This is a genomic window from Bacillus cereus group sp. Sample62, assembly GCF_036851315.1.
In the GTDB taxonomy this organism is placed as follows: domain Bacteria; phylum Bacillota; class Bacilli; order Bacillales; family Bacillaceae_G; genus Bacillus_A; species Bacillus_A wiedmannii.
The window spans coordinates 797,819-816,199 of sequence record NZ_JAFLPK010000001.1 but is presented as its reverse complement, the minus strand read 5'-3'; the positions used below and the strand labels follow the sequence as shown (position 1 = coordinate 816,199).

Sequence of the window (18,381 nt, the reverse complement as noted above, 5' to 3'; positions counted from 1 at the left end):
TTTATTCATATTTGTAAATGTTTTTTATAATAATGAATAATACACATACAAAAAAGGTAGTTTATCCAGTAATGGATGAACTACCTTTTTTTGCTTTCATTTCGATTTGTATACGTTCTATCTGAACTTCATTTTGAAATTTTGAAAGGAGATGACTTGTTGCTAGGTGTTTCAACTGTTTTTCAAATTGTAAAAATTTCTCCGATAACTTAGACACCTCAGATTCAGTAAGGTGTTCGAATGAATTATGAATGTAGGTATGTTCCTTCCTTATTTGAATTGAAATTGTAACTTTTCCTTCTGTCATTGTGTATTCCCCCTATAGACATATATCTATTCAGGGAGGAAGCCAGGACAAACCTATAACTTAATTTATCATGAAAAAATTCTTATCTCATATATATGTGGACAAGGAGGTATCTGTTTATGAATACATACACTTCCCAATACATTGCAATTTATTGTCGTGTCTCTACAGATGACCAGGTTAAAGAAGGCGTTTCTTTGGAAGAGCAGCAAGAAAGACTACAAGCGTATTGTAAAGCAATGAATTGGTCTGAAGATGTTGTCCTTTATATAGAAGACGGATTTTCAGGAAAAAATATAGATCGACCACATTTAAAAAAATTAATAGAAGATGTAAAAGCAAAAGAAATTAAAAAAATACTTGTAACAAAATTAGATCGTATGAGCCGAAAGTTATTAGATTTATTGACACTAATTGACTTATTTCAAGAACATGATGTTTCATTTGTTTCCATTAGTGAATCCTTTGATACAAATACACCTTCTGGAAGATTAACGCTTCAAGTTCTTGGTGCAGTCTCTGAATTCGAAAGAGAACGCATTCGAGAACGTGTCTTTGAGAATATGCATCATGCTGCCAGCAAAGGAAAGTGGTTGACCCAACATCCGTACGGTTATCGGTTGGAAAATAAAGAGCTTGTTATACACGAAGACGAAGCAAAGGTTGTTCAAGATATCTTTGGTTGGTACACACAGGAAGGTCACGGCTTTTATGCAATTGCTAAAAAGTTAAATATTCTCGGTATTCCTTCTCGTCAAAATAAACAATGGTCGATTCGTTCTATCAAATTACTTTTATCTAATCCTGTTTATAAAGGAACACTAGTATGGAATCGTAAAGATCGTTCAAAGAAAAAAGAACAACTCAAACAAAAAGAAGAATGGATTATAAAAGAGAACGTTGTGCCAAGTATTGTTACCGAAGACGTATGGCATATAGCTGAAAAAAGGATGCAACAAACTTCCCTCTCTCCTCGTTCGCAAACTAGTCCTCATCTTTTAGGAGGATTATTGAAATGTGGAAAATGCGGATCTGGAATGAGTATCGGTTGGTCCGGTTCAAAAAACAACCGATATCGTGTTTATAGATGTTCTGCTAATAAAAACAAGGGTACATGCACCAGTAAACAATATCGATCAGAAAAACTAGAAGAACTTTTTAAAGATGGTCTATCTAATTTATGTGAATCCTTTCGTTTTTCGACACACCCCTCTTTATCTATACAGGATCAAAAGAATTCCGTAACCAATCAGGTGAAAGTCGCTACTGCTAAGAAACGATATCAAAGAAAAGTGGAGGCTTACGCATCTGGATTAATTGAACTTGAGGATTTACAAGAAGAAAAAAGAAGATTGGACACACTGAATTTGGCATTACAGCCTTCTTCTGCATCCAATTCAAATGTGAATTTATCTCAAATAGAAGAATGGATAAAGAACAAGCTAAAAAACGTACATGATGCATTAAATGTCGTTCCCGTTGAAGAACTTAAACCACTCATACAAACGATTATTGAAAAAATTATCTTGAATGGGGAAGAAGAATTAGAAATCATATTACACCCTATTATTTGACTTAAATAAAATGGCAACTTATCTTTCTATTCCCTTTCAATACTCTCATCTTTCATGCTGATATTGCCATAAAACTAACTTATTTTAAAGTGATAAAAAAGTATAAAGAAACTATATTTTTATATATAATAAAATATATACAACCAGACACTCAACCAGTAAAAATATAGGAAAGGAGGATATACATGGCAAAAAATGGTGAACCAGGTAAAGGACGCATAGGTGCTGTAAAAGGTCGCAGTCAATTCCAAACTCCAAATGGAAATTGGGCAAAACGTGATACTGCCACTGGACAAATTCTTGATCAAAAAACAAGTAGCCAGACACCGTTTAAAGGCGTTAGAAAAGAAAAGTAAGATCAATAAAGAATCCATCAATATATTGATGGATTCTTTATTGATCTTACTTATTATACCTGGATATGTGATGGTTTTTTTAAAGTGATTTTATAATAACCCCATGAATTGTATTTATTAACTATTGCTGTTCTATCTTTCTATTTTATAGATAAGTTCCTCATCTTACATCCCAATAAAATATTAGTGAATCCATATAAATAGTCCCATCGGTCCCTGTCCAAATATCATTAACCATACGTCTATCATTCTACAAAGCAACAGCTTCTTCAACGACTATTACAATACAAAAGTTGAAGGATTCCTTCTATACAATACAGAATACTTTCTGTATTGTAATTTTGTTCTCAATACGGGAGTTATATTCCACATCTACCAATATTTTTTATATAGGGATAATTTTTAATTTCATCTTTCCTAGTCACTTCCGTTTTATCTCCTTTTAAAATGGCTAGAATCGGAGGAATAGCAATGATTACTCAATTAGGACAAACGATTCGAAACTTACGAAAACAGAAAAACATTACGTTAAACGAGTTTGCAGACAGACTTAATATTTCCGCAGGTTACCTCAGTAATCTCGAAACTGGAAAAACCGACACTATCTCCCTTCACTTACTTGTAAAACTGAATGAAGAGTTCAATTTATTTCCTTCTTTGAACCAAGAAACACATTCCCAGCATGAATTACATTTTCGTTTAGACCGTATATGCCAACTGCTAAAGTCACTACACAATACTGATCCTGAACTAGCGGACTATTTTATTTCTCATATCGAAACAGGATTAGAATTATTTAAAAGGTAACACCCCTTGCAATGATTAATATTATAAAATACCCTCCTGTTAATTCAATTTTATAAATTAATTTTATTAGGATGAATAATATTATATAGAAAAGAGAGCCTATCCATAGATAGGTTCTTTTTTACATTTATAAGGAGGCTCTTTATGCACTGGAAACAACTTGACATTCCATTCGAAATACATCCTTTTCATGGGCGTATGCTGTATTTAGCAAGGCAAGCAAATCTTGATCCCTTATTGGGCTACCATCTCTTTTTACATGGTATTCAATCAGAAGAACAAGTACAGTCCTTTATTTATCCTGATGTTTCACAGTTTCATAATCCATTTCTTTTAAATGATATGAAACATGCAGTAGAACGCATTTTAAAATCCATACAACAAAAAGAAACCGTCTATATTTTTGGAGACTATGATTGCGATGGAATCACTTCCTCTACTATTTTGAAACAAGCATTACAAAAACTTGGTGCACATGTAATATCTAGACTACCTCTGAGAGAAGAAGGTTATGGATTGTCCCCGCATGCCGTAGACTCTCTCCCTGAAAATGTTGCTTTACTAATTACTGTTGATAATGGTTCAAGTTCACACCCAGCAATGAAACGGGCAAAAGAAAAAGGAATTGATGTTATTGTCACAGATCATCACGAAGTATTAGGAGCACATCCAGATTGTTTAGCATTCGTTAATCCAAAAAGAAAAGATAATACCTATCCCTATCAACATTTGTGCGGGGCTGGCGTTGCACTAAAATTGATACAGGCGCTTTTTATGACATTAAAGCAAGACTGGATTAAAGAAACATGGAATTATATTGAGTATGCAACAATAGGAACGATTGCCGATGTCATGCCACTAACTGGAGAAAATCGAGCTATCTGTTGGTACGGTCTATATAAAATGCGAACGTGTCCGAATTCACTTTTAAAATTATTTCGCGAACAATTAAAACTCAAATATATTGATAGCACTAGTATTGGTTTTCTTATTGGACCCATGCTGAATTCTTGTGGTCGTATATCTGACCCCAACATCGGCTCAGATATTTTACAAAAGGCAGAACCAACGATAGAAGATATTCAACATCTTATGAATCTAAATAATCAACGAAAACAATTAACCACTAAACAGTTTGAACTAGCATTTGATATCATTCAAAATCAATCCTTAGCACAAGATACTTTACTCGTTGTCCAAGGAGATTTCCATAAAGGAATCATAGGTATCCTTGCTTCTAAAATTTCTAACCACTATAAAAAACCAACTATTGTATTTACTAATGATGGAATAGGTTCAGCCCGTAGTGGAAATGGAAGTAAGTTTTCAATTGTACAAGCCATACAATCCTGTGGTGAACTATTGAAGAAATTCGGTGGACATGCGGCGGCGGCTGGATTATCTATTGTTCCAGAAGAGAAAAACATCCAACGGTTTAGAGAACGTATACAAGAAGCTGCCAAACAACAAATTCATTTTAAACCTGTTTCATATTTTATTAGCGAGTTTCCAATCTATAATTTCCCAAATCATTTATTTGATGATTTAATGGCTCTTGAACCATTTGGGAACGGACATCCAAAGCCCTCGTTTCGGAGCCAAAACATCTTTTCTTGTGGTCACTCCTATTTTGGGAAAGACAAAGAACACGTCCAATTCTTCTTTTCTAAAAAGAAAGCTTACGCCTATTCTCATAGTCACCTATTTCAAAACTGGAATCGATACAATCGAATGAGTGTTTTATATACACCTCATTCATATGAAAAACAGGACTTTCTTATTAAAGGAGTTCAATTAATTCCATAAAAAGAACCAAGGTGCAATCTCTTCATGTATCAAGAGACACTGTACCTTGGTTATTTGCTTTTCCTCATTATTAAATTTGTTGAATTTCATCAGTCTCACTACAATCCTCGTTTTCTTGAATTACTAATTCTACTGAAACATTAGCATCCACCTGTTTATTTTCTTCTCCCATCAAATTTTCTAATAACATACGAATAATCGGATTATAAATTCGGTTAATGTGTTTATACTTTTTTTCAGTAATGGGACAAATATAAGTATCTCCTTCTCTTATGATAAATGATTGCTTATTTTCATCCTGCAGAAATAACTTATTACAAAATACTGTATATAACTGTTTCACCGTTTCATCTTCTAATAGAACTTGTTTGTAGGGGAAGTTCTGCTTTAGCTGAACCTGTAATAACTCATGAAATTCTTCTTCATTTATTTTGGGAATTATTTCACTTTCGCTCTCTTCGATTGTAGATATTTCTTCATTATTTACATGAAAATTTTTAAATTCTTCATATAAAAAATTATAATCACCCACAATTTGTTCATATGCTTGATTCATCCACTTATTCTGTTCCTTTAACTCTTGTAACTCCTCCAGGACTATATTTAGAAAATCATATAAAAACTTAACTTCTTCATTCTGAACCTTATCTTCACCTTGCAACTGTTCCACCATTTTACTTTCATTTGATTCTTCTACATATGTATCTGTCTCCTCGCTATTTTCCATCAACAATTGAACTTGCTGTTTCAATTGGCTCATATCTTCGACCAAACCTTGATACTCTTGAAGAATTTGACGTAGCCCTGGACGTTTTTTATCAACAAATTCGAATATATCCTCTTGTCGAATCGCCCATCCCTCCTTTCGATTATCTGATGGCACTCCTGGAATTTCTAACTTACGAAGCCAATCTGTGAATGTTTTATAACTCACTTTTATATAATGTTCCCCTAGAATCTCCATTGCTTCTTGGACATTTATCCACCTTGTCATATTCCACCTCAGATCATTTCTCTAGTTACTTTATGAATGTAATATGACAGATATAACTACACAAAGGTAATATAAAAAAGCAAATAAGATTTAGCCCTCATCTGAGCTAGACCTTATTTACATAATAACGATACTGTTATCTCGTTAATTTTGATTCGTTCTTTCTTAAATCAATAAATTTCTCATAAATGCTATGTGCTTCGCTTTCTGTATGAACATCAAAACTCCAATACATTTCAGATTTTAGCTCTTCTTCATTTATTCCTATTTCATGTCCTAACTTTTCAACTACCTCTAAGACATCTTCATTCCACAATTCTTCTTTTATGTTTTGGCTCACCATAACTTGAGCTAAGTCTATAGCCTGAAATATAGCATCTAATCCATATCCTAGCCTACATACACCCATTACAATGTATCCAATCGCTTCTGTGTCTTTCAAAAAGATTCGCTCCTTCTTTTATTTCATTTTCATAAAAACAATTTATAAAAAGTCTGTTTTCTTTCCCTGCAGCATATACTTTTAACAAAGGAACTTACGTTTCAAATTTAAATAAGGGAGGTATTTACTTGTTACAACATCTTGGGCAAACCATTCGAACCTTGCGAAAACACAAAGGCATTACCCTAAATGACCTTGCAGCAAAATTACATGTTTCACCTGGTTATCTCAGTAACTTAGAAACAATGAAAACTGATACGGTTTCACTTTCTTTTCTACAACAAACACAAGAAGAACTGAATCTGTTTCCTGCTCTCACCCAGGAAACAGATTTGCCAAACCACGAACTTCATTTTCGTTTGCAACGAATATGTCAGGTATTACAAAAAACTCATGATGAAAATCCGGAGTTAGCGGATTACTTTATTGCTCATGTTGAAAAAGGTTTGGAACTTTATCAATCCAAATAAACACCCTACTCTCATTATGAACAACTTGTCTACCTATTATTCATTATTATGAATTAGTTTTATGAATATGAATAATTTTTAAAAAAAAGGAGAACCTTTATAAAAAGAGGTTCTCTTTTTTATAACTAAGGAGATGAATGAAGATGAAAAAAGAACTAATAGAATTGGTTGAAAACTATGTAAACTGGGTAGGTATTCAATTTGAAGGTAACATTGATGTCGTTGGAGATGATTATATCGATTCAATAGAAGACATGTTTGAAGAAGCAAAAATCCCCTACATTGAAGATGATATATCTCAGGTTATGGAAAAAATCATTCAACTTCTCAAACAAAAGTATGGCGAAGAGCATGTTCATTATAACGCACCAGAACATACAATTTCTCGTAATGGTCAATTCAAGACGATATATAACCAACTTGTAATCACAAAATAATCTGGTTAGCAATTATTAGCCAGATTATTTTATTTTTCGACAACAATCGACCTATAAAAATACTTTGATGTGCTATGATTTCAGCTGTAATGTCATATTTTTTAGGAGGCTGTATCTTGAACAGTAAATTTTGGACTATTCTCTTTTTAATTATTTTCTTTCCTGTAGGAATCTGGTTAATGTGGAAAAATGAACATTTCCCAAAAGCAGTACGTGTCATTATTACCTTATTCTTTTTGATTGCCATTTTATTTAAAGCATGCGGCAATGGTACAAGTAGTGCTCAGGCAACTGAATTGAAAAAGAAAGAGCGACAGTTAAGTAATAAAGAAAAAGACTTAGAAAAACTTGAAAAAAAGCTGCATGAAAAAGAAACAGAACTAGACCAAAAAGCCAAAGAATGCAAAAAAGCTGATGAAGAAGAAAAGAAAAAAGTAGAAGAACAAAAGAAAGAAGAAGATAAACGTAAACAAGAGGAAGAACAACGTAAACTGGAAGAAGTAAAAAAACAAGAAGAATTGAAAAAACAACATGAAGCAGAACAGAAAAAACAGGAAGAAATTAAAAAGCAACAAGACGAAGAACGTAGAAAACAAGAAGAGCAAAAAAAACAACAAGAACAACAAGCTCAACCTGAACAAAAGCAAACTACACAGCAGCAACCAAACAATAGCTTACCACAAGGGAATTATAACTTTAAAAGTTGTAAGGAAGCTAAGGCAGCTGGATTCTCTAATATCCCTAAAGGACATCCTGCATACTCATCTAATTTAGATAGAGATGGCGATGGATTAGCTTGTGACAAGTAATCTTCCCAAGTAAAAGACACTCGTTTGAGTGTCTTTTACTTTTCGGCTATTTTCATATAGATTTTTACTTTCTTAAACATCAATCCCATATGCCCGGACGTTCTATTCTAATTTTCTTCAATATAATCTAATAATTACATTGAAGAAAAAGACAGAAAATCGATGAAGAGGCTAGGTTTACACTGAAAATGTGGCTACCCTAGAAAAGGACAACAACCAAACTTAATAAAATAAAAAACAATAATTAAACAAAGTAAAGAGAGCATCTCTTCCTATAGAGACTCTCTCTTTTTTAATTTGGCAATCTTGGAAAGTCATCATCACCTGAATTGCTTCCCCATTGGAATAACTCTGTTTCAATTTCAAACTGAAGCATGCTTATTAATACCGTTTTATAGTCCAGCATTTTTAAAATATAACTCCACTGTGATTCTATATCATAGAGTTCATAAAATCTTGTGTGATTCAATAGCCACTTTACTTTATTTAACTGATCATGCGTTAATTTTTCAATATTACCCTTATTCAATACTGCTTTCTCATATAAACGATACTTTATTATATCAGAAATACATAAGCGCCTTACTTTATCTACTAATGGTACACATTGTAATTCATATGCCTTATTCGCTATTTCAATTGGAATTTCTGGGTGAAGTAAATACCGTTCCAAATCCCGTCCCTCTACTCCGACTCGCTTCGCGATTTCTTTTATCCCCACACTTTTATCCAACAGTTGTGAGATTATAATAGACTTATCTATCCAATTGCTGCCCGAATTATGAAACATGTTTTGAAGTAACTGGACCATCTCCTCTGTTCTATCTGAAAAAGGGCTCACAATACAATCAATACAGCTTAATCCTGCCTTTTTATAAGCTTCATATGCTGTATATCCCGATATTAAATAATATCTTTTTTTATCTGGATCTTGTTCCAAAACAAGATATTGTGACAAACTTTCACCATTTTGTAAACACTTCACCATTCTATTCTTGACCACTTCAGAAACATTTTCTGTATAAATCGGTACAATTTGTTTTACACGAACAGTCATAACTGTACCTTTCATATCATCTCCCCCTTCTTGCTCTTCGTACTATTTCCTTTAATATATGAGGAAGAAATTTTGTCTCATTACTTTATGAGTTGAATGAACTTTATTCATTTTTATAAAATTAATTTATTATAGTGAATATTTTTCTTACATACGGAAAACATAATAGAAAGAATCCTTATTACATTAGGAGGTTCTTCAATGAAGATTCTTACATTAAATACCGGGATACAAAGCACACAATATTCAGATGTCACATCACTTATTGAGTTTTTTGAAGCAGCTAAAGACTACGGTATTCTTTTTTACACGGCTGATTTGAAAAATTTGTCCTTGGATGAACCTTTTCATATTTATCATCATTCAAAAAAAGGTAACGGCGGTTACCAACTTTCTTTTCCTATTCCCAGTGTGTTGTACAACTCTTTACAAATTGACCATCACTCCCTTAAATGGCTAAATATTTTTTATCAATTATATTATCAAGATACCCCTCCGCCCCCTTGGAAGTGGAAAGATTGGGATATTTATATAGGTGAAAAGTATGTGTGGATATACAAAACTACATAATTATTTCTATCATGTATGCTCCTCATTAAAATAAAAAAACTCCTGATTAACCAGGAGTTTTTTTATCTTGCTGTTTTATAAAATACAGTTCCAAAGCTTCGAGAAATGCTTTCTCAATTTTCATCTTACCGTATATCTCATTTCCAAGTTTAAGTGGGGATGCTTTAACAGTCATGAACCATCACCTCACTACCACTATATGCGGACGCCGCCTTTGGACTATCCTACATTTACATACTACTTTCCTTGGGGCAAGTATGTTTGCATCTGCAAATTACTTATTGCTCATGAATACTTTTGACTTTTCTGTTTTCACAATCCTCTATTTATTGCCGACCTGTATCATCTAATCACTTCGCATGAATAATATATATGCTTATAAACAAGGATAAATAATATACATATGCCTTGTGGATGATAACTATGTAGGAGTGATAAGATGAAATATTTAAGGATTATGATTTATTTGTGTATATTAGAAATTTTTATGTATCCTCAAACATCATTCGCTTCAGCAAATTCCGATGTACCATTTTTAATTCACAACGGTAAATGCCCTAACCCACAAGAATTAGGACATGCGGATTCTGATAAAGGTCTTATAAAAGCATTGAATACAATTATTCCTAATGTCTATAAAGGTGATAAGTATAAAGGTTGGAAAATAGAAACTATAGCACCTCTTCCAAAGTCACCACATCCAGAATCTTACTATGCAATGGCAAAACATTATTGCGGAGAGGAAATAGCTAATAATTCTTGGTTTGTAGAGGTTGTATTTCCACAGTATTTACCAGCATATGATGCTTCACATAGACAAATTTTTGTAACTAAAAACAAGGAAGAGAAATGGTTTGCTTGGTTTAGATTTCATTAATAAAATAAAAATAATTTTGGATATATTGAATACAAAATAAGACCTTGTTCTTAGGAGAACAAGGTCTTATTTTCACAACAGATATATTACTTACCGGTAAAATACCCAACAATTAAACTGGATAATTTCGCTAATTTCAGCTACTCCATTTGATTTTTATATCCTTAATACTCGGATATTTATTTATAAATTTTGAACACAACGTTGTATACATCATTTCTATAATTTGTTGAAAGCCTTTATTAATTTCAATATGCATTATTCCATTATCTATTCCCTCAATTTTGGAGTTATTAGCAAGTTGTTCTCCCACTAGCTCATGCCAATATTCCTCTACTTCATCTATAGATAATTCCTGAACATGAAGACCAAAGTTTGTTACATCGATTTGTTCAAATAATGCTCGTTTATATAAACTGTCTTCTTCATGATAATGTAGAAGAAGTTGCTTTGTCTTTTCCATAACGTTTTGCTTTAATTCTTCTAAACCCAATGCACCATTAAAACGAAGACGCACTAATGGAATACCACCGCATTCAAATATCAAGTCCTTTTGTTTCACTTTTTCTTTTTGAGAAGGCGTATCATTAAAATCACTGTCTTTTTCAAAAGCAATAATAGGCAAATAATTTGTTGTATTGACTACAACGAAATCTACATGTGTTCTCAAATAATAAGTAAATGTATCCTCATCCAATAGCTCTTTTAATTTATCAAATGAAAAAATCGTTTGTAAGCTCATATTCGGAAATACTAGATGTTGTGGAAAAAGCTCTATTAGCGTACGATATAATCTTTTTTCTGATTCATGGAAGAATATTGGTTGGAAACAAATACTTCCACTTGTTTTTACAATCTGACTTTGTAATTCGGGAGATACCCAATTCTTTACTAATTCATAAACTGTAGGATCGAAAGTTATTTTACCATTCTCGATTGCTATCATTCCTAGATTCTCAATAAAATCTAAATTTCTCTGTGTAGCGTGTGAAGTCGCTTTAGTTATTGTCGCAAGTCGTTCTATATCAAACAACTCATCTTCTTCCCATGAATACAACACAAATAAAATTTTCTTATGCCACGGCTTTGTTTTTTTAAAATACGCCTCTTTCATGCGCTTAGGTCGCTCTTCTTCCTTTTTTCTTCTTTCTTCAATCATTTCTTTAGTTTCTGTAACATTTCTTTTATATAGATCACTTTCAGAGTGTGTCAGAAGCGCCTCTTCAAACATAGTAAGCGCCTGCTCCCATTCCCCCAACTTATCTCTGTAAATTACTGCTAAATTGTTTAAAACAGCACCTGATTTCTTTTCAAATCCTTCATATAATATTCTTGCCTCTTGCCAATTACCAATGTAATCTAAAGAAAATGCGAGTTCAAAACGCAAAGACTCTATTTCTATTTCTATTTCTATTTCTATTTCTTTGCAATATTGATAAAATGATGCAACTTTTTTATACTTTTTGTTTTCAAACAATTTTTCAATGATTTCGATCCGTTTTCTCGAAACTATGCCTGTAGTAATTATTTGGTGTAGAAATTTTTCTTTGTATTTTGGAAAAAATGAATTCGTAAGTAAAGGACATATCCCTTCTGAAAAGTCCGGCATATATGTTATCCTTTGAAATAAACTTTCTATTTCCTTTTTATATTTATCAAACGTTTTTTTATTTAGATTTTCAAAAAAATTATGTAATAGTGGCATCCATACAGAGGCTTCTTCAGTCATGGTATATAGACGATTTTTCTCTTGAATAATACACGCTTCGTATATTACATATATATCTTTATATACAGAATCTTCTTCCATAGCTATAACTTTTCCAAAAACCGCAAGGATAAACTGCATTTGTTCTTCGGACGCAAATGCTCCACTGAATGCATCTCGCAGTCCAAAGCTTAATAACAGTGTAGCAAATGCCATGCGTACCTGCTTATTATTTTTCTTTTCCACGTATTCACATAACAGATCAATTAAATCTTTAAAAGGATATATCCATCCTTCTTTATACGCATTATACTCAAGACCTTTCCGGATTTCTTCCATACCTAACTTGGTAATATTCGAATGCCATTCATCATCCACTTCTGTTTTGTATAGCATACAAAGATATAAGATACACTTAAATGTATCTTGAATAGCAATTTCAATGGTTTCCTTTTGAAATCTCAATGAAAATTCATCTGAAATATGTTTTAATTTCTCATAATCTTCTAATACATAAAAACTATAGTCAACCAACGCACTTATATTTCTAACAACTCCTAGATTATTAGTAGCTACAGTTACGTCTAATTCATACAAACCATCTATTACAACACCTGTTATTCGTCGCCTCTCTTCCCGTGAAAACTCTCCTTTTAAAGCATCCGCATACTCTAAAATATCGTTTAATATATTTAATTCCCCTTTTGTATTCACAAAATCGACTCCCATCTCTAACTGTTGCTACTATTACATATTTTTACTGTTACTTCATGGATTATTATACTATATCCAATTAATTACAGACATAAAAAGTCATCATTCGAATTTCTGTTTTTATAACTTTTATTTCAAAAATATGAAAAAAACCCCAGATTAACCAGAGGGGTTCTTGTCTTTCAGTTTTATAAAATACACTTCTAGAGCTTCCAGGAATGTTGTCTCTATCTTTATTGTTCCGTACATTTCGTTTCCAAGTTTGAGTAGAGATATTTTTTAGATATTTATCATCACCCCATCCCCACTATTTGTATCAAAATAAAAAGGATTGCCCTTAAATTTTTAAAAACAGATATAGCATTAGAATTTTTTCTGTGTTCTTCAATACAATTTAATATAAATAAACTTATAATCTGTATCTTCTTGGTAAGTTATTGAACATACTAAAATATCGATATTAAAAATCCACAGTGAGGTGAGGACATGATTTATTGTGTAAAGTCTTGTTGTGAGAATAAAAATTGTTCAAATGGAGAGGTTAAACACATTGCAACAGCAATAAATGAAAATGCCGCTTGGAATACAGCTAACCATTTTAATTTATTTACGCCTGCACAGTGTCCAATATGTGGATTAGATCTTCTTTATTTTCCCGATCTAGACGAAACGTTTGAACAAGAAGCGAATGATACTTAAAGAAAAAGACCTCTGTTAAATTAACAGAGGTCTTTTTCAAACCCATCAAAGGGTATAATGTACTTGCTTGAAGCCTTTCGGCAATGTTATATTTACATCTTAACCAAAATCCCATAATAATGCAACATCTTTTTTATTATTTTACTGCATTTGTTGAAAATTCATCAGGTAAATAAGAATTTTGAATCAAGGTATATTTATCTTGTCGAACACTTGGAGTGTTTTTAATTATGTCTCCAACTTTATTTTTAATAGCTCTTGGATTGTTCCACCCTTTCAACAAACGCTTACGATCTTTATTAAGCATACTGGTTTGTCTACGTTTCATTTCAAATTCATTACCATCTATCTCATACTTCATATTAATGTCATCATCAGAAATTATCGTATAATCACTACGATGCATATGAAGATATTGATCAGGGTTAGTCAAAAATTCTGGTAGTACCCCTTTAATATCTAGCAACTCTTTCTCGAAGAATGTTTTCTCAGCAAAAAACAGAACCTTTAAACCCGCTTCTATCCTACTTAATTGGTCTTGACCAAATTTGGCTATTCCGCCTTTACGAGTTAACGGATCAATTGTTTTATGACGAACAATCCTTTTTCTACTCACAGGTTGTATCTGATCCAATAATACTACTGTTCTTATAGCTAAATGACTTGTTATTGCTCCGTTTGTATCAAAAAACCTTGCAGGACCAATATCAAATGCTATTTCACTCTCCACAGTGGTATCCAACTTATAGCTTGTACAAGGGATTACTAACACATGATCTCTCGTATGCTGTGTATCCCACACAATGGCTGGATGTTCACCTAAATGTTCACTACCTAAACCTGAAAAATCAACATGTATCATTTGTCCCTTACTAAGCGATATCTTAAACCTTTTTGAATCTGGTAAATACTGATGAAGTTCTTTCGCAGATTTACTATATAGATGTACTCCTTCTAATGTGCTTCTAGCATCTTCCTCACCAAACTCCCCTTGTACAATAGCTAAATTAGCAACTATATCTCTAAAAACTTTTTCAGGAATCGTAACAGCAAGTTCTTTAGAATGCTTTTTACGTTCACTTTCTTGTAAATTTGAGATAGCTCCAATACTTGTTTTGAAATCAGGTTCATTCATATAATGCATTAATTCTTGGATTACTTTAGAACGGTCCGTTTCGGACAATTGAAAATACAAATTAAGAAAATCTTCTAATGATGCCAACCTTTCACAACCCTTCTACTTATAATAAAAACAATTATACCAAGAAATCGATTCTATGGAGAACAACATCTATAAAATATTAAAATAGCTTGATTATTCATTAAGCGCATCAAAAAGCAGTCAGTTTTTTATCATAAGAAATTATTTGCAAAAGCTACATATCAAATGTGATATGTAGCTTTTGCAAATACATGTATGTTTTATTAAAAAGAAACACAACATACTTCTAGATAAATTTACTTTAGATTAAACCAGTGGTTGAGTACAGTAAAATCGATTGGAGACTAAATCATGAAAAGAAAAATAACTACCTTAGCTTGTATGATGTTTTTATTACTCGGAATACCTTTGCAAACACATGCTTTTACATTCAAAGAATTACCGACCGCAAAAAAATCAGAACAATGGTATGTCAAAATAGACAAAGCAAAAAACACTGCCTCTGGTTCATTACAACCAAAAAAAGGCATATTTGACACATATAGTTTGTTTATAGAGAACATCGGTAAAAATGTTAAAAATACAACCATTGAAGTATATCGAAACGAACCCAATACCCAAACCCTCTATTTCCTTTTTAATTCTACAGACAGTCCAATATCTAATCACTCAACCACTTTTACTCATGAAAATTTCCCTATTGATGTAAGGGCAGGTAAAATAGAAGTAGTTGTAAAGTGGGAAGAAAAACAATATAACCATAATAAACATCCAGAGTGCGCAGGAAGAGTATACAAACAAACTTTTGTATTTACTGAAGAATAAGCTCTGCAAATATGCAGAGCTTTTTATCTAGTCCTTGTTACATAATATTATTGGTATTCTCCAAAACACATGAAAATAATTACAACAAAACCCATTGTTACAGAACGTACAATATTATAAACAATAAATAAGAGCATATTAATTTTATGTTAAAGTGACGATTCTCCCCTAATAAAAACAAGCTCGATACAGAAAACTAACTATCCAAATATGGATTCTACAGAGGTGATAACTTGAAGTTTTGCATTCGCTTAATAGTTATTTTCACTTTCATATCAATCACTCCAGTCATAGTTCAAGCCAGTGTAATTAAATATAATCACAGCAGTATTACTATATCTGAAGTTCGTGAGAAAGTCAGATTTAAGGTTTATGTTCCACAACAACTCCCTAATAATTGGACACTAGAAATTAAAACATATCCCTGGGAAGAAACAGAAAATATCAACTATTTCAGGATGCATTATATGGATAAGAAAGACAAAAAATTATTACTCGGCATTGAACAACGAAAAGAAACTTCGAACAAAGAGGAAATACATCCACATGCGAACCAAGTAAATATTAATGGTTATACAGGTTATTTTGAAGAATGGGGAAACAGCGGTGAATTAGATAAAAAAGGAGAACTCGTTACTGGTGGATTACTTAGCTGGACACAAAAAGGAACGTATATACAAATGAATAGTTCAAGAATAACAAAAGATAAAATGTTAAAAATAGCGCGGTCACTGAAAACTGTTAAATAGTATTCTTTCCCACTTTCAGTGAAAATCATTAACAAATTCGTCAAATCCCTTCATCTTTAAGATTAACATCATTATTTAGCACAATCATTTCATATATAGATGACTCATGAGTAAAAAAGCCATACTTATCTCATTTATTTTTCTATTTTGATTTTACATTACACAAAACATTTAGCTTATACAAATGATGATCCTCTTTGAGGTTGCCACTTTCCAAATGAAACAGCCATCGATATAGCGATGGCTGTTTGCTCATACAAAAAAATGCAATGTTTATTTTCTTATATAACACGTATCTTGTAAGAAAATTAATATAACCTTTATAACAGAATTATAAAAAGACAACGCTCCTGCTATAAAGGTTATATGACATCTGTACGAAGATAATTTTACACATAATATTCTCTTTAATGAATCAAAAAAATCTTTTACTGCATTCTCATTTTTACAACATACCCAAAACCTAAACTCGTATAGCTTGTTAAAAATTGAACATCTCCAAAAATCTCTCTTGATACCTACAAACAACAGGATTCAACATATCCAGGATTTTTAAAATCAAAAACTTTCACTGGAGATATCGCCGTTAGATAATGCCCCACAAAAGTAGAAACACTAAATGGACAGTTCAAAAACAAATAAATTTCCTCAATTCCTGATCTCTTTAAATCCTCAGCTATGGACTTAACTTCCATGGCATATGCAACAGCTTGTTCTGCATTTTGAATACTTGTCTGACCAGAACCATTAGGAGGCAAAATATTAACAGCCACTTGATAATCTATATTGGTAGTTTCTAAATGATGCTTCACTGTATTTTGAATATCATTTGTAACACTTAATATCATAACAGCCCTTAAACTTTTTGAATTATTGCCTGGTGTTTTCTTACCTACTGCCTTAAAATTCGGATCAGCTTTTTCAGATGACCATATTTCCTTATAATGATCCACCTCAATTATTGCCCCTTTTGTTCGAGAGAATCGACTTCCAATTAAAATCCCTCCAGGAAGGCAGAGTTTTGAATAAACTCGTACTCTCCCTCCTTTTTTCACCCAATCTTGTGACCAAGTATTTGTGGCAAAGTCTAAATCAGAAGCAAACTTTTCTTCCCATATTTTAGAATTAGGAAGAATACGTGGAGATTGCGACAAGTTAAAAAAGCTAGTCCAATCCAATTCAACATCTGGTTGAAATTCATATTCTTGTTTATCATACCCATGAACATAGAGTACCATAGCCGTAGCTTTCCTTCCTTCGGCTAACTCAAGCAAAAAGGTTTGAATATGTTTGAATATGGTGCTATCTTTATCGACTTTACAAATACTTGTATGATTTTCATCTACCTTATAAACTGTTGCATCAAGATGAAGGGGTGATGCTGAAATCTTAGAAACAACACGATCTTGTGCACCATGAAATGCTAACTGAGGGATTTTATGCCTTAAATTTTCCGGCAAACTATCTATCCCCCCTCTAAAAAAATATTTATTCCATTTCTCTTCTAATGCTTCTAGCAGGGGGCTTTCTTTTCTTAAAGAAAGAATTTGCTTATTAATCAACCACTTTGGTAACACAGAAGCTAATCCAGCTCCAGAAAACGGTACTGATAAATACACTGCACCCTTAACGCGTTTAAGGTTTTCTGAATCAAATCTTTCATACCTGTTGATAATATACTGTTGAACAACTAATCCTCCCATACTATGAGCTACAAAAACGATATCTTGTCCTGGTAGCTGCGCTTGAATATCAGAATAAAGTATCTCTGCAACAGCCGAAAAATCATACTGTGATGGCTTTAAACCAGTCTTATAGCCATAGCTATAAAAATCAAATTCTTTAAGCCCTTCATCATGTCCAAGTAACTCTGGAAGGCTTTTTGTTAAGCGATCGCGTTTCCATGTATCTACTAAATCTCCATTCAAACCATGAATAAATATAACCGCTATATTCTTATTATTCTTGACCATAGGATGTAATATAGACTTTTCTACCCCCATCAATGTTTCCTCCTA

At 32.5% G+C, this 18,381-nt stretch carries 20 protein-coding genes; 12 read left to right on the top strand and 8 right to left on the bottom strand.

All coding sequences use genetic code 11. From position 1 onward, the window contains the following. Window positions 1–61 precede the first annotated feature (61 nt). Entirely contained in the window at window positions 62–307 is a 246-nt protein-coding gene (locus J0835_RS04170) for a hypothetical protein (protein WP_000134691.1), read from the bottom strand. A 119-nt stretch (window positions 308–426) separates the two neighbouring features. Here J0835_RS04170 and J0835_RS04165 point away from each other — a divergent pair, with 119 nt between their 5' ends. The 4 genes from J0835_RS04165 (at window position 427) to recJ (ending at window position 4,850) form a co-directional block, all read left to right on the top strand. Beyond that, a complete protein-coding gene (locus tag J0835_RS04165; RefSeq protein WP_001099724.1) occupies window positions 427–1,881 on the top strand; it encodes a recombinase family protein in 1,455 nt (484 codons plus the stop codon). A 185-nt stretch (window positions 1,882–2,066) separates the two neighbouring features. After that, window positions 2,067–2,237 (top strand): hypothetical protein, encoded by a 171-nt coding sequence (locus J0835_RS04160; protein WP_001097070.1) that lies wholly within the window; start codon window positions 2,067–2,069, stop codon window positions 2,235–2,237. A gap of 471 nt (window positions 2,238–2,708) precedes the next feature. Next, complete coding sequence (locus J0835_RS04155) at window positions 2,709–3,044, top strand: helix-turn-helix domain-containing protein (RefSeq protein ID WP_000632663.1); 336 nt, start codon at window positions 2,709–2,711, stop codon at window positions 3,042–3,044. 144 nt (window positions 3,045–3,188) lie between these two features. Next, complete coding sequence (recJ, locus tag J0835_RS04150; protein WP_017560709.1) at window positions 3,189–4,850, top strand: single-stranded-DNA-specific exonuclease RecJ; 1,662 nt, start codon at window positions 3,189–3,191, stop codon at window positions 4,848–4,850. A gap of 70 nt (window positions 4,851–4,920) precedes the next feature. Here recJ and J0835_RS04145 read toward each other — a convergent pair whose 3' ends face one another. Both J0835_RS04145 and J0835_RS04140 read right to left on the bottom strand, forming a co-directional pair. Further along, a complete protein-coding gene (locus J0835_RS04145) occupies window positions 4,921–5,844 on the bottom strand; it encodes a helix-turn-helix domain-containing protein (protein ID WP_000199102.1) in 924 nt (307 codons plus the stop codon). A gap of 136 nt (window positions 5,845–5,980) precedes the next feature. Then, window positions 5,981–6,286: a hypothetical protein gene (locus tag J0835_RS04140; RefSeq protein ID WP_000655428.1), complete on the bottom strand. Its 306-nt coding sequence runs from the start codon at window positions 6,284–6,286 to the stop codon at window positions 5,981–5,983. A 128-nt stretch (window positions 6,287–6,414) separates the two neighbouring features. On the opposite strand from J0835_RS04140, the gene J0835_RS04135 reads away from it, so the two are divergent. From J0835_RS04135 to J0835_RS04125, 3 genes are all read left to right on the top strand, one after another. Next, a complete protein-coding gene (locus tag J0835_RS04135) occupies window positions 6,415–6,756 on the top strand; it encodes a helix-turn-helix domain-containing protein (RefSeq protein ID WP_000939093.1) in 342 nt (113 codons plus the stop codon). 143 nt (window positions 6,757–6,899) lie between these two features. Further along, on the top strand, window positions 6,900–7,193 hold the full coding sequence (locus J0835_RS04130; RefSeq protein WP_000711885.1) for a hypothetical protein: 294 nt from the start codon (window positions 6,900–6,902) through the stop codon (window positions 7,191–7,193). Between the two features lie 74 nt (window positions 7,194–7,267). Then, a complete protein-coding gene (locus J0835_RS04125) occupies window positions 7,268–8,002 on the top strand; it encodes an excalibur calcium-binding domain-containing protein (protein ID WP_002074625.1) in 735 nt (244 codons plus the stop codon). A gap of 292 nt (window positions 8,003–8,294) precedes the next feature. Here J0835_RS04125 and J0835_RS04120 read toward each other — a convergent pair whose 3' ends face one another. After that, window positions 8,295–9,074 (bottom strand): hypothetical protein, encoded by a 780-nt coding sequence (locus tag J0835_RS04120; RefSeq protein WP_000679223.1) that lies wholly within the window; start codon window positions 9,072–9,074, stop codon window positions 8,295–8,297. A 186-nt stretch (window positions 9,075–9,260) separates the two neighbouring features. Between J0835_RS04120 and J0835_RS04115 the strand changes: the two genes are divergently transcribed. Then, a complete protein-coding gene (locus J0835_RS04115) occupies window positions 9,261–9,629 on the top strand; it encodes a hypothetical protein (RefSeq protein ID WP_000699090.1) in 369 nt (122 codons plus the stop codon). A 46-nt stretch (window positions 9,630–9,675) separates the two neighbouring features. Here J0835_RS04115 and J0835_RS04110 read toward each other — a convergent pair whose 3' ends face one another. Further along, window positions 9,676–9,804, bottom strand: a complete 129-nt coding sequence (locus tag J0835_RS04110) for a hypothetical protein (RefSeq protein ID WP_000216281.1) — start codon at window positions 9,802–9,804, stop codon at window positions 9,676–9,678. 264 nt (window positions 9,805–10,068) lie between these two features. On the opposite strand from J0835_RS04110, the gene J0835_RS04105 reads away from it, so the two are divergent. Next, window positions 10,069–10,506, top strand: a complete 438-nt coding sequence (locus tag J0835_RS04105) for a hypothetical protein (RefSeq protein WP_000876362.1) — start codon at window positions 10,069–10,071, stop codon at window positions 10,504–10,506. A gap of 136 nt (window positions 10,507–10,642) precedes the next feature. Here the strand turns inward: J0835_RS04105 and J0835_RS04100 are convergent, their stop codons facing one another. After that, the gene (locus J0835_RS04100; protein WP_001092800.1) at window positions 10,643–12,928 is read right to left on the bottom strand and encodes a DciA family protein; all 2,286 of its coding nucleotides are present in this window, start codon (window positions 12,926–12,928) and stop codon (window positions 10,643–10,645) included. Window positions 12,929–13,414: 486 nt separating this feature from the next. Here J0835_RS04100 and J0835_RS04095 point away from each other — a divergent pair, with 486 nt between their 5' ends. Next, window positions 13,415–13,627, top strand: a complete 213-nt coding sequence (locus J0835_RS04095; protein ID WP_000638647.1) for a hypothetical protein — start codon at window positions 13,415–13,417, stop codon at window positions 13,625–13,627. 136 nt (window positions 13,628–13,763) lie between these two features. Here the strand turns inward: J0835_RS04095 and J0835_RS04090 are convergent, their stop codons facing one another. Then, complete coding sequence (locus tag J0835_RS04090) at window positions 13,764–14,849, bottom strand: type II toxin-antitoxin system PemK/MazF family toxin (protein WP_000157486.1); 1,086 nt, start codon at window positions 14,847–14,849, stop codon at window positions 13,764–13,766. A 291-nt stretch (window positions 14,850–15,140) separates the two neighbouring features. On the opposite strand from J0835_RS04090, the gene J0835_RS04085 reads away from it, so the two are divergent. Both J0835_RS04085 and J0835_RS04080 read left to right on the top strand, forming a co-directional pair. Then, window positions 15,141–15,614 (top strand): hypothetical protein, encoded by a 474-nt coding sequence (locus J0835_RS04085; RefSeq protein ID WP_000823384.1) that lies wholly within the window; start codon window positions 15,141–15,143, stop codon window positions 15,612–15,614. 233 nt (window positions 15,615–15,847) lie between these two features. Next, window positions 15,848–16,363 carry a DUF4367 domain-containing protein gene (locus tag J0835_RS04080; RefSeq protein ID WP_204335884.1) on the top strand — a complete coding sequence of 172 codons (516 nt, stop codon included), beginning with the start codon at window positions 15,848–15,850 and terminating at the stop codon, window positions 16,361–16,363. Between the two features lie 518 nt (window positions 16,364–16,881). Here J0835_RS04080 and J0835_RS04075 read toward each other — a convergent pair. Then, the gene (locus J0835_RS04075; RefSeq protein ID WP_000537858.1) at window positions 16,882–18,366 is read right to left on the bottom strand and encodes an alpha/beta fold hydrolase; all 1,485 of its coding nucleotides are present in this window, start codon (window positions 18,364–18,366) and stop codon (window positions 16,882–16,884) included. Window positions 18,367–18,381: the final 15 nt, after the last annotated feature.